Genomic DNA, 15,860 nt, shown 5'->3' on the forward strand with positions numbered 1-15,860 from the left:
CGGACGTAAACCTAAAGGCTTTCGGTTTGCGCAATGTAGCCTCGGCCCCGACCGTTCGGGAAGACCCGACGGGAATCCGACGGGAACCCGAACAGGAAGTGACGTCCCATGGGCCGGCCGCGCAGACCCCTCCTCGACCGGGAGCGCATCGCCACCACGGCGCTCGAAGTCGTGGACGAGCAGGGCGAGTTCAGCGTCCCGCAGATCGCGAAGCGACTCGGGGTGCAGACGGCCTCCGTCTACCACCACGTGGACGGGCGGGACGGGATCGTGGAGCTCCTGCGCGAGCGGGTGGCCTCCGCCATCGACGGCGGGACCCTCGACCTGGAGCCCTGGGACGCGGCCCTCGTCGCCTGGGCCCGCTCCTACCGGGCCGCCTTCGCCGCTCATCCGCGCGCGATCCCGCTCCTCACCACCTCGCCGGTGCGCGCCCCCGGGGTCCTCGCCCAGTACGAGAAGGCCGTCGGCCGGCTGCTCGACGCGGGCTTCGCCCTGGCCGACGTCATGCCCGTGATCATCGCCCTGGAGAACCTCGTCCTGGGCTCGGCCCTCGACCTGGCCGCCCCCGAGGCGATGTGGGAGCTCGCCGACGAGACGGCCACCCCGCGCCTGGCCCGCGCCCTGGACGCGGTCCCGGAGGGGCGCGCGGACCAGGCGTTCGAGCTGGCGCTGACGGGGTATCTGGCGCACGTGAGGACGCTGCGGGATGCCCCGTAGGGGCGGGGGGCCGTGCTGGTCCCTGGGCCCGCGTCAGCGCCCCGCACCCGCATGGGCCCGCGCACGCCGGAAGCGGGTCGCGTTCGGGGGCGGTCGCGTCTCGGCGGCGTACCCGGAAGGACGCCCCCGCCACCGCCGGAGGCGTCACGCCCCGTAGAACAGTTCCTCCACGACCGCGCGGGCCCGGCGGGTGATGCGCCGGTAGTCGTCCACCATCTCGCCGACGTGACCCGACTCGTACCCCAGGTACCGCCCGACCGCCGCGAGTTCGCGCGGCTGGGAGGGGAAGGTGTCGCCGGGGCGGCCGCGCACCAGCATCACCGCGTTGCGGACGCGGGTGGCGAGGACCCACGCCTCGTCCAGGGTCTGCGCCTCCTCGGTGGGGATCAGCCCGGCCGCGTGGGCGGCGGCCAGCGCCTCGCGGGTACGGGTCGTCCGCAGCCCCGGCTCGGCCCAGCCGTGCCGCATCTGGAGCAGCTGGACCGTCCACTCGACGTCGCTCAGACCGCCGCGCCCCAGCTTGGCGTGGAGCGTCGGATCGGCGCCGCGCGGCAGCCGCTCGGACTCCATCCGGGCCTTGAGGCGGCGGATCTCGCGGACCGCGTCCTCCCCAAGACCCTCGGCCGGGTAGCGCAGCGGGTCGATCAGCTCGACGAACTCCTCGCCCAGGTCCCGGTCGCCCGCCATGTGCTCGGCGCGCAGCAGCGCCTGGCTCTCCCAGACGAGCGACCAGCGGCGGTAGTAGGCGGCGTACGACTTCAGGGTGCGGACCATGGGGCCGCTCTTGCCCTCCGGCCTGAGGTCGGCGTCGATGAGCAGCGGCGGGTCGGCGGTGGGCAGTTGGAGGAGCCGCCGCATCTCGGTGACCACCCGGTTCGCGGCCCGCGCCGCCTCCTGCTCGTCCACGCCCTCGCGCGGCTCGTGCACGAAGAGGACGTCGGCGTCGGAGCCGTATCCCGCCTCGTGGCCGCCGAAACGGCCCATGCCGATGACCGCGAACCGGGTCGGCAGCTCCTCGCCCCACTCGGCGCGGACGGCGGCCCGCAGCGCGCCCGCGAGCGTGGCCGCGTTGAGGTCGGTGACGGCCTCCCCCACCCGGTCGACCAGCGCGCCCGGGTCGGGCTCGCGGGGGCTGTCCTCGGTGCCGTACGAGCCGATGAGGTCGGCCGCGGCGGTGCGGAACAGCTCCCGGCGGCGCACCCCGCGCGCCGCCGCAACAGCCTGCTCGGCGTCGTCCGCGCGCCCGACCGCCGCCAGGACCTCCTGCTCCAGGTGGTTCCGGTCGCGGGGCTTCAACCCCTCCGGGTCGCCGAGGATCGCGACCGCCTCGGGGGCGCGGAGCAGCAGGTCGGGGGCGAGCCGGCCGGCGGAGAGGACCCGGGCGAGGTTCTCGGCGGCGGCCCCCTCGTCGCGGAGCAGCCGCAGGTACCAGGGGGTCTTGCCCAGGGCGTCGGAGACCTTGCGGAAGCCGAGGAGGCCGGCGTCCGGGTCGGCCGAGTCCGCGAACCAGCCGAGGAGCACGGGCAGCAGGGTCCGCTGGATGGCGGCCTTGCGGCTGACCCCGGAGGACAGCGCCTCCAGGTGGCGCAGGGCGGCGGCGGGGTCCGCGTACCCCAGCGCTTCGAGCCGCTGCCCGGCCGCCTTCGGGCTGAGCCGGGTCTCGCCGGGGGCGAGTTGGGCGACGGCGTCGAGCAGCGGGCGGTAGAAGATCTTCTCGTGCAGGCGGCGGACGACGGCCGCGTGCCGCCGCCACTCCTTGGTGAGCGCGGCGACCGGGTCGGTGCGCAGGCCGAGGGAGCGGCCGAGGCGGCGCAGGTCTTTCTCGTCCTCGGGGACGAGGTGGGTGCGGCGCAGCCGGTGGAGCTGGATGCGGTGCTCCATGGCCCGCAGGAAGCGGTACGCCTCGTCCAGCTGGGCCGCGTCGGCCCGGCCGACGTAGCCGCCGGCGGCGAGGGCCGCGAGCGCGTCGAGGGTGGCGCCGCTGTGCAGGGTGGCGTCGCTGCGGCCGTGCACCAGCTGGAGGAGCTGGACGGCGAACTCGACGTCCCGCAGGCCCCCGGGGCCGAGCTTCAGCTCGCGGTCGATCTGGGCTGCCGGGATGTTGTCGACCACCCGGCGGCGCATCCGCTGCACGTCGGGGACGAAGTTCTCGCGCTCGGCGGCCTGCCAGACGAGCGGGGAGACGGCCTCGATGTACCGGTCGCCGAGCTCCTGGTCGCCCGCGACCGCGCGCGCCTTCAGGAGGGCCTGGAACTCCCAGGTCTTCGCCCAGCGCTGGTAGTAGGCGAGGTGGGAGGAGAGGGTGCGGACGAGGGGGCCGTTGCGGCCCTCGGGGCGCAGGTTGGCGTCGACCGGCCAGATGGTGCCCTCGACGGTGGTCTCGGAGCAGATCCGCATCAGGTGGGAGGCGAGCCGGGTCGCGGCCTGGATCGCCTTGCCCTCGTCGGCGCCGTCGGCCGGCTCCCCGACGAAGATCACGTCCACGTCGGAGACGTAGTTCAGCTCGTGGCCGCCGCACTTGCCCATCGCGATGACCGCGAGCCGGCACCGGGCGGCGTCGTCGGGCGCGGCGGCCTCGGCGATGGCGAGCGCGGCGCGCAGGGTCGCCGTCGCCAGGTCGGCCAGCTCGGCGGCGGCCTGGGCGACGTCGGTGGTGCCGCACACGTCGCGGGCCGCTATGGCGAGCAGGCAGCGGCGGTAGGCGACCCGCAGCGCGACCGGGTCGGTCGCGTCGGCGAGCCCCCGCTCGAACTCGGCGACCCCCGGGTGCAGGTCGGCCGCCTCGTACGTGACGAGGGTCTCCCAGTCGCGGGGGTGGCGGGCCAGGTGGTCGGCGAGCGCCTCGGAGGCGCCGAGCACGCCGAGGAGCCGGTCCCGGAAGGGCTTGGCGGAGAGCAGCGTGGCGGTGAACCGCTGCCGCTCGGCCTCGGGCTGCGCCTCGACGAGCCGGACCAGGCCGCGCAGGGCGAGGTCGGGGTCGGCGGTGGCGCCGAGGGCGTCGAGGAGGACGGAGTCGTCGCGCAGCTCGGACAGCTCGGGCACGTCCAGGAGCCGTTCGGCCCCCGAGGGGTCGGTGAACCCGTGTCGCAGCAGACGGGAGAACGTACTGCTCCTGCGTCCCGGCACCGTCATTCCGCCGCTCCCTCCGAGCACGTCCGCGCACGTCCGGGCTTGGGGCGGGCCCGGGGGACCGAGCCTATCCGGCACGGGGGCGGGAGGCGGCCGGGCCTTCGGATCACAGTGGGACACACGTGACTTCCCGCACATTAGTAGCTTTTCGCTGCGGATGAACCGTATTCCTTGAAAGTCCCTCTAGCTGATCGTGAGATCCGCCCATCCGTTCGACCACGGCCTCCACCGGGGCCGGCCTGCTCCTCCGCTCGACCACGGCCCCCACCGGAGCCGATCCGCTCCTCCGCTCGACCGCGGCCCCCTGTCCGGGGCCGTACGCCTGCCCGCCCGACCGGCGCACCGCAGGCCCCCGCACCCGCCCGACCGGGCCCCGCCCGGGGCCCGTACGCCCGAACCACCGCTCTCCCGCACCACCGCCCTCCCGAACCGCCCGGGCTCCCGAGCCACCCGCACTCCGGAGCCGGCCGAGCCCCCGACCCGCCCGGGCTCCCGAACCACCCGCTCCTCGACCCGCCCGATCTCCCGAAAGCGCGCCACCGACCCATGCCCCTCCGCCTTCGCCGCCGCGTCCGTCGCCCCGTTTCCCCGTCCCGCCGCAGGGCCGCCGTGACGGTGGTCACGGCCGCCCTGGTGGGCAGCGTCTTCGCCGGGGCCGTCTCCATGGCGGGAACGCCGGAGGAGGGGACGGCCCACGCGGCCGGCGAGCCGCGCCGGGCCCGCCCCGTCCCGGAGGCCGAGACCCCCGCGAAGGTCCAGGCGCGCCCCGCCCTCCCGAAGGTCCGGCCGTCCGAGATACGGACGCGGCCCGGGACGGTCCCGCCGTCCTCGGTCTCGGTGGTGCAGATCGTCGCGCACCCGGACGACGACCTGTTCTTCATGAACCCGGACATATCCCAGTCGCTCCACTCCGGCAGCCCCCTGGCCTCCGTCTACCTCACCGCGGGCGAGGCCGACGGCGTCAACGCGCGCCCGCGCGACGCCGCCGGGGTCGCGGCCGACAAGGCGGGCTACGCCGAGGCCCGGCAGAACGGCATCCGCGCCGCGTACGCCGAGATGGCGACGGGCAGCAGGACCAGCCCCTGGGACCGGATCGCGATCCCCACGGCCGGCGGGGCGTGGGCCGAGATGGACGTCCTGCGGGCGAAGCCGCACGTCAGGCTGGTGTGGCTGCAGATACGCGAGGCCGGTTCCGTCAACGGCGACCGCCCGCACAGCCTCAACGGCCTCTGGCACGGCCGCATCACGCGGATCGGCTCCCAGCGGTCCACCGGCACTCCGGTCGCCGCCCCCTTCACGTACACCAAGGAGCAGGTCGTCGAGACGGTGGCCGGGCTCCTGGAGCGCTTCCGGCCGACCTTCGTGCGGATGCAGGACCCGAGCCCCGGCCGGGACCAGCGGACGGGGAAGCTCCGGGACCACCAGGACCACCTGTACGGGGCCCGGTTCGCGCAGGAGGCGCTGGACCGGTACGCGAAGAGCCCCGGGCACCCGCACGTCGTGGTGCAGAACTACCTGGGCTATCCGACCAGCGGCCTGCCGCACACCCTCGACGCCGAGGCGGCGGGCGCGAAGCTGAAGACCCTGAAGACGTACGCGTGGCTGGACGGGGTCGCGGACTGCGGGACGGTCGCGGGCTGCGGCGACCTGAAGGTGGCCGCGCGGCCCACCGGTCGGGGCTGGACCCAGACCATTCGCTACGCCCGGTCCACCTCCACCTCCTGGGTGCAGCCGGACCGGGACGGCGGGTTGCTCGCCTTCTCCGTCCTCGACGGGCGCCTCGGGATCTGGCGGAAGACGGCGGACGCCACCGACTGGCGGGGCCCGGAGCTGCTGCCCGGCGACGGCATCGACGGCGGGGTCACCTCCGTGGCCCTGCCCGACGGCCGCGTCTCCGTCTACGGCACCCGGACGGTCCTGAAGGACTACCGCCGGGAGGTGGTGAGCACCACTCAGACCGCGCCGGGCGGCGGCTTCGGCCCGTGGCGCCCGCTCGGCTCCCCCGAGCGGAACGACGCCTCGGGCACCTCGGACATCAGCGCGCCCGCCGTGACCGTGGGCGCCGACGGCCGGGCGCTCCTGGCCGTCCGGGACAGCCGCCTCCGCCTCGCCTCCCGCGAGCAGCGCGCCGACGGCACGTGGGGGCCGTGGCGCGTCCTGGGCGGTACGAACCTGATCGGCGATCCGGTGGCGGCGACGGACGCGAGCGGGCGCGGGTACGTCTTCGCGAGCACCTCGAAGACCGTCCTGGCCTGGACGCGCCTGCTTCCCGGCGCGCCGCTGACGGGCCCGGCGCGGACCGGTCTGCCGCCGACGACGCTGTCGCTGAGCGCGACCGCCTCGCCGTCGGGCGACGGGGTGCGGCTCTGGTTCCGCAAGCCGGCCTCCGGCGACCTGCGCAGCGCCGACTTCTCGGGTACGGCCCCGGCCCCGCCGTTCACGGAGCTGCCGGGCACCGGGGTCGCCGGCTTCGGCCCGGTGAGCGGCGGCGACGGCCTCCTCGCGGTCCGCTCCCGCACCGGTTTCCTGGCGACGATGTCGCAGGGCAGGACGGGGACGGGGAAGACGGGCATCGGGTCGCGGCCGTTGTGGACGCTGGACCGGTTCCAGTTGGCGGGGGCGCCGTACGCGGGTACGGACGGGGTCGCGGCGATGGGCCTGGACGGCCGGCTGCACTGGTCGCCGACGGGTCGCTGAGCGGGGGCTTCCGCGTTCGGGGCCCGGGGGCTTTCGGGCCCGGGGCCTTCCGGGCTCAGGAGTCTTCCGGCCCAGGGCCTTCCGGGCCCGGGGTTTTTCGGCCCCGGGCCCCGGGAGGGTCAGGAGCCGAGGAGGACGGGAAACGCCTCCATGTCGTTCTGCGTCATCACCGGAAGCTTGCGGATGTCGGAGTCCGGCACCGCGAGCCGCAGCCCGGGGAAGCGGGCGAAGAGGGCGGGCAGGGCGATCCCGGCCTCGACGCGGGAGAGGGCGGCGCCGGGGCAGATGTGCGGGCCGTGCCCGAAGGTCATGTGCCGGATCGGGGCGGCCCGGGTGATGTCGAACGCGTCGGCGTCGGGCCCGTGCTGCTCGGGGTCGCGTCCGATCGCCCGGTACGAGATGACCACGCCCTCGCCCTCGGCGACGACGCCGTCGCCGACCTCGATGTCCTCGGTGGCGAACCGCATGAGCAGGTGGGTGGTGGGGGTGTCCCACCGCAGGGTCTCCTCGACGACGGCCTCCCAGGAGACCTCCCCGTCGAGGACCAGCTCGAGCTGGTCGGGGTGGGCGAGCAGGGCCCGTACGGCGTTGAGGATGAGCCCGATCGTGGTCTCGTGCCCGGCGGCGACCATCGCCTTGAGGTTGCCGATGACCTCCTCCTCGGTCAGCGGCTCGCCGCCCTCGTCGGCGAGGATGAGCGCGGAGGTCAGGTCGTCGGTGGGCCGCGCGGTCTTCTCGCGGACCAGATCGGCGTAGAAGACGTCCAGGTCGGCGAGGAGGGCGAGGCGCTCGTCCTGCGGGGTGAGCATCGAGAAGAACTTCTTGTACTGCCGGGTGAGCATGGCGTTCGCGGCGGGGTCGACGCCCATCAGCATGCCGACGACCTTCATGGGCAGCGGCTGCGCGAACACGGACTTGAGGTCGACGACGGCCCCGTCCTTCCCGCCCTCCTCCAGGGCGTCGAGGAGTTCGGCGGTGAACCTCTCGATGTCGGGGCGTATCGCTTCGAGGCGGCGGGGGGTGAGCGCCTGGGAGGTCTTGGCCCGCAGCCGGCGGTGCTCGGCGCCGTCGACGGTGAACATGGAGCGCCCGGCGTCGATCATGCCGATGAGCGGCCAGGCGTGCGTGACCGCGCCGCTGCGCCACAGTCCCCAGGCGTCCAGGTCCTTCACGAGCCGGGGATCGACCAGCAGCCGCCGGGCGTCGGCGTGCCGGGTGACGGCCCAGGCGGGCACCCCGAGCAGATCGATCCGGGCCAGCGGCCCGGCGTCGCGCAGCCGCGCCGTCTCTCCGTCCAGGTCCTGGACCATCGGGTCGATGACGACGGTTCCGCCGTCCCGGGCAGCGGCCTGTGCGGCGGCGTGGGGGCAGGTCACGAGGGGTCTCCTGTCGTACGAACGGGGGTGAAGCGGACGGGGAGCGAGGTGGTGCCGCGCAGGAACGCGGAGGGGCGCCGTACGAGTTCCTCGGCGGGGACGGCGAGTTCGAGGTCGGGCAGCCGGTCGAGGAGGACCTCGATGCCGGTGCGGACGATGGTCTCGGCGATCTCCTGGGCGGGGAACGGGCACCGGTACTCGCCGTGGCTGAACGCCAGGTGCGCGCCGCCGCCCCCGTGGGCGCCGTGGACTCCCTGGCGGATCAGCGGGTCGGTGTTGCCGGCGCCGAGGCCGAGCAGCAGCATGTCCCCGGCCCGGATCTGCCGGCCGCCGAGCCGGGTGTCCCGTACGGCCCAGCGGCCGGCGAGGATCTGGGTGGGGGCGTCCTCCCACAGCACCTCGGTGGTGGCGTCGGAGACGCTGCGCCGGCCGCCGGCCATCGAGTCGGCGAACGCGTCCTCGGTGAGCATCAGGCGCAGGGAGTTGCCGAGCCAGTCGGCGGTGGTGAGGTGCCCGGCGGCCGTGACGGCCATCAGGTCGAGCGCGTACTCCTCGTCGGTGAACTCCTCGGGGAAGGCGAGCATGCGGGAGGTGACGTCGCTCCCGGGCGCGGCCCGCCTGGCGGCGACCAGGCGCGCCATGTGCTCGCCGAACCGCTGGTGGGCGCTCTGCGCGCCGGGCCCGCCGTCGGCCAGGTCCTTCAACACCTTGGCGATGTCCTCGCCCTCGGCGTCGGGGAAGCCGACGAGGCGGGCGAGGACGAGGACGGGCAGGGGTTCGCAGAAGTCGGCCACGAGGTCGGCCGTGCCGCGGCCGCAGACGGCGTCGACGAGCCGGTCGGCGAGCTGCTCGCAGTGCCCGCGGACCTCGAACGGGTCGGCACCCTCCAGGGCGGGCACCACCATCCGGACGTGCCGCCGGTGCTCCTCCCCCGCGGTGAAGTAGATGGACGGCATGGGCCGTCCGACCATCGGGAGCAGCGGCCAGTCGTCGGGGATGTGCGGCCACTGGTTCCAGAGGCCCACGTCGCGCGGGAACAGCTCGCCGTCGCTGGTGACCCGGTGGAGTTCGCGGTACCCGATGACCAGCCAGGCGGGCACCCCGCCGGGCAGCTCGACGGGGACGACGGGCCCGTGGTCGCGCCGCATGGCCCGGTAGAGGGCCTGGGGGTCGACCTGGAAGCCGGGCCCGTCGAGGGAGACGGCGGTGCCTGCGTGCGCGGGGCACCCGGGGGGCGGTTGCTCGGCGGGCGGCTGCCCGGGATGGGGGCGCGTCATGAGTCCTGAACTCCCGACTCCTGGGGCGACAGCCGCACGTGTCGCGTTCCTGTGATCAACGCTGGCTCACTATAGGGAGGTTGTGTGTCGCGGGACCCCTCAATCACGATCGATTCCGCACAGCGGACGGAAGAGAACGGGCAGTTGGCGATCGCGAGCGCGTTACGGAGGAACAAAGAAGGAACAAGGGGGAGCATTCCCGCCCTTGTGCGCGCTCCCGGCTCCGAAACCGGACGGCGGGAGGGACGATTTTCCGTCAGGTCGGTGACGGCGGGTCCCGGCCCCGGCTCCGGCCCTCCGGAGAGGAACGAGGAGAACCCATGAACTGGACACTGGAAGTCGTCCCGGTCCCCGTCACGGACATGGACCGGTCGAAGGAGTTCTACGGCGAGAAGTGCGGCTTCACGATCGACCTGGACGACGAGGTGGCCCCCGGCATGCGGATCGTGCAGGCGACGCCGCCGGGCTCGCGCTGTTCGATCGCGATGCTGAGCGGGATGCCGCCGATGCCGGGCACGAAGCAGACGCCCCCGGGCGGCCTGCACGGCCTCCAGCTCTGCGTCACGGACATCGAGGCGGCGCGGAAGGAGCTGGTGGACAGGGGCGTCGAGGTCTCCCCCGTCCTGCACGTCGGCGAGACGGGCTGGGAGGAGGGGAAGGGCGCCACCTGGAACTCGTTCATGACCTTCGAGGACCCGGACGGCAACGGCTGGGTGGTCCAGGAGGCGCCGACGGAGCTGTCGGAACGCTGAGGGGCCGGGGGCCTCAGCCGGCCGGGGCCTCAGCCGGGCGGAGCCTCAGCCGGGCGGAGCCTCAGCCGGGCGGAGCCTCAGAACCCCAGATAGAAGTGCCGGAGGAGGCCGTCCTCCGCGACGCACCGCATCCCGGCGGCCTCCATGACCCGGTGCGAGGCGAGGTTGTCCAGGTCGGCGTCCCCCTTCACCCCGGCGACGCCGGCCGTCCGGGCGGTTTCGAGGAGCGCGCGCAGGGCCTCGGAGGCGTACCCCTTCCCCCGTACACCGGGCACGAGCCCGTATCCCACGGTCACGACGCCGATGTCGTCGGGCGGCCCGTGAAACCCGATCCCCCCGACGGCAACGCCACTTTCAAGAAGCCGCACCTCGTACGCCCGGAAAACCCCGGGATCCCCGCACCCGAGGGCTTCCCGCAGAAACCCGCCGCACCCCTGGACGTCCCCGTCCTGGGGATACCCCTCCCCCCAGAGGTCCCCGTCACGGGGCGCCCGCGCGACGATCCGCTCGGCCTCGCGGACGGTGAGCGGGTGCAGGAGCAGCCGCGCGGTGGCGACGGGAGGAACCTCCACGCCGAAGGTCCGGGGGATCACCGCGCCTCCATCGGCTCGACCCGCCCGAGCACCTCCGCGAACGGAACTCCGGTCCGCGCGGCGGCGATACGCCGGGCCCGCACCTGGGCCCGCGTCCGTGGCCGGAACTTCGGCTCCCGCCCGCACCCGCACCCCTGGAACCCCTCGTACCGCAGCCCGGCCCGGAGAACGACCGCGACGACCGACCACGCCTTCCGATCACTCCGCCGAGGCGCGGCGAAGTCGTGCCCGGCGCACAGCATGGGCTCGGAGCACCGGGGACACGGATGCCCGGCACCGTTCGGATGCCGCTTAAAACTGATCCGGCACGAGACGCACGCGTAGTGCAGCTTGTAGTGGACGAAGGCGTAAGTACACATGCTCGGACCGTACTTACAGAGCCCGGCGACCGACCACCGGATAACCACCGCCCTACGAAACGAACCGCCGCCCGTCATGAGCCCGCACGTGGGGCCCGGCCCCGTCGAGGGCATCGAGCGGCCGCACGGCATGCACCTCGGCCATCCGCTCCCGGACCTCGCCAGGAGTGAGCCACTCGACGGCGGTGGCCTCGTCGGAGGTCTGGGCGTCCCCGCCCACGGGCCGGCACCGGAACACGAGGGCGACGATCCCCCGGGCAAGGTTCTTGTAGACCCCGGTGAGTTCACCGACCTCGACTCGAACCCCGGTCTCCTCCGAGACCTCCCGCACGACGGCACCAGCCACGGACACGGGGTGCAGGGGTGACATCGCCCGGCCTCAGGCGATCTCCAGGACCACGGAGGGAAGCGGCTCCTCCAGGACCCTGCTCCGGGGCAGGGAGAGGCCGAAGTGGCGTTCGACGACCTGGAGTGAGGTGCGGTGGGCGTCCTCGGCGGGGAGGTTCTCGTCGGGCAGGCCGGCCTCTCCGAGCAGCCGCTCGACCTGCGGGGCCACCTCGGGGTCCCCGTCCACGCCGGCGGAGCCCCAGGAGTGGTCCAGGTGCAGGTTGAAGCCGCACAGGAGGCGCTCGTCGTGGAAGTAGTGGAACCACGGCGGCACCGGCTTGCCGTTCTCCTCCTCGAACTCCAGGTGGAAGACGTGGGCGCCACCGCGCGAGACGGACGCGAGGCTCCCGAACTCGTCCTGCCAACCGCCGTACATGACGGCGAAGACCCGGTCTCCGTCCCGGCCGAGACGCAGGGCCGCCTCCGTGGGGTGGTCCCCGTACTCGTCCTCCAGCGCCTCGATCAGGTCTTCACCGGTCAGTTCTCCCAGCGACCGCAACGTGCGCCGACCCGAGCACACCGCCCCCGCGAGCCGGGACACCAGCTCCTCCTCGTCCAGGCCGCACGTCAACAGCACGCTGTAGCCGCCGTAGGCGATCGACCGAGGAGCTGCGAGCCAGGCTATTCCATCGGTCATGCCGTCATTGTGGCCCGGGCCGAACAGGGCTTTGTCGGTCGGCTCCGATTGGAGAGGGCCGCTATCTTGAATGCTCCTCGAACGGCAACGATCACCTGGACGGCATCGATGAACAGGCTCCCCGTGCAGAACGGCGGCAAGGGCCTCTTCTGCCTGTTCGTCGAACCGTACGGCGAGGACTTCTGGTTGAAGCCCGGGGACGAGTTCACCGTTGTGCCCGACGCCGGCACTCCGGATCCCCAGTTCACGGTGGTCGCCGCCACGGACCGCCTGGTCGTGTGGATCTACGAGGGCGGAGACCCCGACAAGGTGATCGTCGACTACACGGTCGTCGACAGCAGCGGAACCGAGCTGGAGTGCGGCCACCAGTGGTCTGCTGAACGCGATCCCGTCTGACGGCCCGGGAGGAGCGGGGGACGCACCGGAGCCGAACGGTTCGCGTCCGTCGGCCCCGGGCGTCGGTGCGGAGCCCTGCCCGCTGCTACAGCACCGGCAGGTTCTTCCGCAGCTCGAACGCCGTGACCTCGGAGCGGTACTCCTCCCACTCCTGCTTCTTGTTGCGCAGGAAGAAGTCGAAGACGTGCTCGCCCAGGGTTTCCGCGACCAGTTCGCTGCGTTCCATCAGGGAGATCGCCTCGCCGAGGTTCTGCGGGAGGGGCTCGATGCCCATCGCGCGGCGTTCCGAGTCGGAGAGGGCCCAGACGTCGTCGTCGGCGCCGGCCGGGAGTTCGTAGCCCTCCTCGATGCCCTTGAGGCCGGCGGCGAGGAGGACGGCGTAGGTCAGGTACGGGTTGGCGCCCGCGTCGATGGAGCGGACCTCGACGCGCGAGGAGCCCGTCTTGCCCGGCTTGTACATGGGGACCCGGATGAGGGCCGAGCGGTTGTTGTGGCCCCAGCAGATGTACGAGGGGGCCTCGCCGCCCGAGCCGGCCGTGCGCGTCGAGCCGCCCCAGATGCGCTTGTACGAGTTGACCCACTGGTTGGTGACGGCCGAGATCTCGCCGGCGTGCTTCAGGAGGCCCGCGATGAAGGAGCGGCCCACCTTGGAGAGCTGGTACTCGGCGCCCGACTCGTAGAAGGCGTTCCGGTCGCCCTCGAAGAGGGAGAGGTGGGTGTGCATGCCCGAGCCCGGGTACTCCGAGAACGGCTTCGGCATGAAGGTGGCCTGGACGCCCTGCTCCAGGGCCACCTGCTTCATGACCAGGCGGAACGTCATGATGTTGTCGGCCGTCGAGAGCGCGTCCGCGTAGCGCAGGTCGATCTCCTGCTGGCCCGGCGCGCCCTCGTGGTGCGAGAACTCCACCGAGATGCCCATCGACTCCAGCATGGTGATCGCCTGGCGGCGGAAGTCCATGCCGACGTTCTGCGGGGTGTGGTCGAAGTAGCCCGAGTTGTCGGCCGGGGTGGGCCGGGAGCCGTCGAGCGGCTTGTCCTTCAGGAGGAAGAACTCGATCTCGGGGTGGGTGTAGAAGGTGAAGCCCAGGTCCGAGGTCTTGGCCAGGGCCCGCTTCAGGACGTAGCGCGGGTCCGCGAAGGACGGCGAGCCGTCCGGCATCAGGATGTCGCAGAACATCCGGGCCGTGCCCGGGGCCTCCGCGCGCCACGGCAGGATCTGGAACGTGCCCGGGTCCGGCTTGGCGATCATGTCCGACTCGTAGACGCGGGCGAAGCCCTCGATCGCGGAGCCGTCGAAGCCGATGCCCTCGTCGAAGGCCTGCTCCAGCTCGGCCGGCGCCACGGCCACCGACTTGAGGAAGCCGAGCACGTCGGTGAACCACAGGCGCACGAAGCGGATGTCGCGCTCTTCGAGCGTACGGAGCACGAATTCCTGCTGCTTGTCCATTTCCACACCCATCCTCGCTGGTCAGGCCGCCTGATCCCACCGCCTCGGGCACATCGGGGGCACCTGAGCATCCCACCACATGGTTTCGCGCACGTTGCACACCCATACTGCCTGCTCGGGTGTGACTCAGGTAACGGGGGACGGGGGCTTTCCGGCTTCCTCCTCTCCTCTCCCGCCCGGCCTCCGGTACTCGGTGGTACCCCGTTCGGCCCATGGAGCGCCTTCGCCCACTACGATCTCCGCCCATGGGGGCCCCACGGCTCGTACGCCCGTCCCGGCACGCGCGTCCCATGGCACTGGTGAGTGCCGTGGCGACGCTCCTCGCCGCGCTCTTCTTCTGTCTGGGGACGGGGCCGGGGGCGGGAGCCCATCACGGGGCGGGCCCGGAGCCGCAGGGGCGGAAGTCGGGGCAGGACGCGACCGCCGTCGCCGGTCCTGTCCCCGTCACCAGCCCCGTCACCGTCCCCGTCGAGTACGTCTGTCCGTACGACCGCGGCGGCTGCTCCCTCTTCCCCTCCCTGTCCCCCGCGGTGCTCAGCGCGCCCCCGCTCGATCCCCCGCTCCAGGCGGCGGACGGGCTTCCGCGCCTGGCCCCGGTCTCCGGCGACGGGCCGGCGCGCCGCTCCGGCGTCCGGCCGCGCGCGCCGGACCTGCACGTCCTTCAGGTCCTGCGGACATAGGCGGAGGAGAGGGCGGCACCCCGCCCCACCGCCGTACGTCCGTGCCCGGACCGAACCCCACCCCCACCTCCCGAAGAAGGACGACCCACCATGGCCGCCAACCGCTCCTCCAACGCCGACCGCCGCGCCCGAATAGAGGAGATGCGCCGCGCCGAGCAGGCCCGCGAGCGCCGCAACCGCCTGATCACGATCGGCGTCTCGACCGTCGTCGTGCTCGGCCTCGTCGGCTTCGGCAGCTTCGTGCTGATGAAGAAGTCCGACGAGCAGGACAGGAAGGAAGCCGCCGCCAAGGCGCCGATCGCCGCCGAGAAGAGCTGGGACCCCGCCAAGCTCGGCCGCAACCACGTCGAGACGGCCGTGAAGTACGACATGAAGCCGCCGGTCGGCGGTGACCACAGCCAGGTCTGGATGAACTGCGACGGCGACGTCTACACGAAGCCGGTCCCCGAGGTGAACGCCGTGCACTCCCTGGAGCACGGCGCCGTCTGGGTGACGTACAACAAGCAGGCCCCCAAGGGCGACGTGGACGCGCTGGCCAAGAAGGTCGGCAAGACCAAGTACACGCTGATGAGCCCTGTGGACGACCAGGCCGGCGCGATCATGCTGTCCGCCTGGGGCAAGCAGGTGACCGTGGACGGCGCGGACGACCCGCGCATCGACGCCTTCCTCACCAAGTACGTGCAGGGCCCGCAGACCCCGGAGCCGGGCGCGGCCTGCACGGGCGGTCTCGACGCGGAGGGTGCGGGCGGCGCCGGGATGGGCCAGTGAGGCTGAACCGCACGCAGGGGGCGGCGGTCACCGCCGTCGCCCTCGCGGTGCTCTTCGCCGGGGGCGCCGTCACCGTCGCCTCGGCCGACCGTGACGAGGCGCCCGCCACGCCCGTCTCCGCGTCGGCGGACGCCGGGTTCGCCCGGGACATGGCGGTCCACCACCAGCAGGCCGTCGAGATGTCGTTCATCGTCCGGGACCGGACGGAGGACGAGGCCGTGCGCCGGCTCGCGTACGACATCGCCAACACGCAGGCCAACCAGCGGGGCATGATGCTCGGCTGGCTCGACCTGTGGGGGCTGCCCAAGAACGAGTCCGGCGTCGAGCCGATGGCCTGGATGGGCATGGGCGGCTCGGGCGACGACGGCGCGCTGGACGGGGCGGTCATGCCGGGCATGGCGACCAAGACGCAGATCGAGGAGTTGCGGAAGGCCGACGGCCGGGAGGCCGAGGTCCTGTACCTGAAGCTCATGACCGAGCACCACCGGGGCGGGGTCCACATGGCCGAGGCCTGCGTCCAGAAGTGCACCGTGGACACCGAGCGCGCGCTCGCCCAGGGCATGGTCGACGCGCAGAAGTCCGAGATGCTGCTGATGGCGGACATGCTGAAGGAGCGCGGGGCCTGATCCCGGGCCCATGAGCGGA

General features: G+C 73.1%; 14 protein-coding genes. 7 read left to right on the plus strand and 7 right to left on the minus strand.

Annotated features, from left to right (window positions below; genetic code table 11):
• The first annotated feature begins 108 nt into the window (after nucleotides 1–108).
• Entirely contained in the window at nucleotides 109–717 is a 609-nt protein-coding gene (locus CP977_RS10090; protein WP_109185802.1) for a TetR/AcrR family transcriptional regulator, read from the plus strand.
• A 144-nt stretch (nucleotides 718–861) separates the two neighbouring features.
• On the opposite strand, the gene CP977_RS10095 is transcribed toward CP977_RS10090, so the two are convergent.
• On the minus strand, nucleotides 862–3,849 hold the full coding sequence (locus CP977_RS10095) for a bifunctional [glutamine synthetase] adenylyltransferase/[glutamine synthetase]-adenylyl-L-tyrosine phosphorylase (RefSeq protein WP_152369939.1): 2,988 nt from the start codon (nucleotides 3,847–3,849) through the stop codon (nucleotides 862–864).
• Nucleotides 3,850–4,455: 606 nt separating this feature from the next.
• On the opposite strand from CP977_RS10095, the gene CP977_RS10100 reads away from it, so the two are divergent.
• Nucleotides 4,456–6,543, plus strand: coding sequence for a PIG-L family deacetylase (locus CP977_RS10100; protein ID WP_308017206.1), 2,088 nt, complete (start codon nucleotides 4,456–4,458; stop codon nucleotides 6,541–6,543).
• 119 nt (nucleotides 6,544–6,662) lie between these two features.
• Here the strand turns inward: CP977_RS10100 and CP977_RS10105 are convergent, their stop codons facing one another.
• Together CP977_RS10105 and CP977_RS10110 are read right to left on the minus strand one after the other, a co-directional pair.
• Nucleotides 6,663–7,919, minus strand: coding sequence for a cytochrome P450 family protein (locus CP977_RS10105; RefSeq protein WP_062756246.1), 1,257 nt, complete (start codon nucleotides 7,917–7,919; stop codon nucleotides 6,663–6,665).
• On the minus strand, nucleotides 7,916–9,196 hold the full coding sequence (locus CP977_RS10110; protein WP_152369941.1) for a cytochrome P450 family protein: 1,281 nt from the start codon (nucleotides 9,194–9,196) through the stop codon (nucleotides 7,916–7,918). The genes CP977_RS10105 and CP977_RS10110 overlap by 4 nt, the downstream gene beginning before the upstream one ends.
• 320 nt (nucleotides 9,197–9,516) lie before the next feature.
• Between CP977_RS10110 and CP977_RS10115 the strand changes: the two genes are divergently transcribed.
• Complete coding sequence (locus CP977_RS10115) at nucleotides 9,517–9,948, plus strand: VOC family protein (protein ID WP_062756243.1); 432 nt, start codon at nucleotides 9,517–9,519, stop codon at nucleotides 9,946–9,948.
• 77 nt (nucleotides 9,949–10,025) lie between these two features.
• Here CP977_RS10115 and CP977_RS10120 read toward each other — a convergent pair whose 3' ends face one another.
• The 3 genes from CP977_RS10120 to CP977_RS10135 form a co-directional block, all read right to left on the minus strand.
• The gene (locus CP977_RS10120; RefSeq protein WP_229991568.1) at nucleotides 10,026–10,541 is read right to left on the minus strand and encodes a GNAT family N-acetyltransferase; all 516 of its coding nucleotides are present in this window, start codon (nucleotides 10,539–10,541) and stop codon (nucleotides 10,026–10,028) included.
• A gap of 411 nt (nucleotides 10,542–10,952) precedes the next feature.
• Nucleotides 10,953–11,270: an NUDIX domain-containing protein gene (locus CP977_RS10130; RefSeq protein WP_152369942.1), complete on the minus strand. Its 318-nt coding sequence runs from the start codon at nucleotides 11,268–11,270 to the stop codon at nucleotides 10,953–10,955.
• A gap of 9 nt (nucleotides 11,271–11,279) precedes the next feature.
• Entirely contained in the window at nucleotides 11,280–11,924 is a 645-nt protein-coding gene (locus CP977_RS10135) for a hypothetical protein (protein WP_152369943.1), read from the minus strand.
• A 108-nt stretch (nucleotides 11,925–12,032) separates the two neighbouring features.
• On the opposite strand from CP977_RS10135, the gene CP977_RS10140 reads away from it, so the two are divergent.
• The gene (locus CP977_RS10140; protein WP_152369944.1) at nucleotides 12,033–12,320 is read left to right on the plus strand and encodes a hypothetical protein; all 288 of its coding nucleotides are present in this window, start codon (nucleotides 12,033–12,035) and stop codon (nucleotides 12,318–12,320) included.
• An 85-nt stretch (nucleotides 12,321–12,405) separates the two neighbouring features.
• Here CP977_RS10140 and CP977_RS10145 read toward each other — a convergent pair whose 3' ends face one another.
• Complete coding sequence (locus CP977_RS10145) at nucleotides 12,406–13,767, minus strand: glutamine synthetase family protein (RefSeq protein ID WP_062756202.1); 1,362 nt, start codon at nucleotides 13,765–13,767, stop codon at nucleotides 12,406–12,408.
• 290 nt (nucleotides 13,768–14,057) lie between these two features.
• Between CP977_RS10145 and CP977_RS10150 the strand changes: the two genes are divergently transcribed.
• The 3 genes from CP977_RS10150 to CP977_RS10160 all read left to right on the plus strand — a co-directional run bounded on the left by CP977_RS10150 (nucleotide 14,058) and on the right by CP977_RS10160 (nucleotide 15,841).
• Nucleotides 14,058–14,447 carry a hypothetical protein gene (locus CP977_RS10150; protein ID WP_229991566.1) on the plus strand — a complete coding sequence of 130 codons (390 nt, stop codon included), beginning with the start codon at nucleotides 14,058–14,060 and terminating at the stop codon, nucleotides 14,445–14,447.
• 90 nt (nucleotides 14,448–14,537) lie between these two features.
• Nucleotides 14,538–15,215, plus strand: a complete 678-nt coding sequence (locus CP977_RS10155; RefSeq protein WP_152369945.1) for a DUF3105 domain-containing protein — start codon at nucleotides 14,538–14,540, stop codon at nucleotides 15,213–15,215.
• Entirely contained in the window at nucleotides 15,212–15,841 is a 630-nt protein-coding gene (locus tag CP977_RS10160; protein WP_183953190.1) for a DUF305 domain-containing protein, read from the plus strand. The genes CP977_RS10155 and CP977_RS10160 overlap by 4 nt, the downstream gene beginning before the upstream one ends.
• Nucleotides 15,842–15,860 lie beyond the last annotated feature (19 nt).

The organism is Streptomyces cinereoruber (genome assembly GCF_009299385.1).
GTDB classification, from domain to species: Bacteria; Actinomycetota; Actinomycetes; order Streptomycetales; family Streptomycetaceae; genus Streptomyces; species Streptomyces bikiniensis.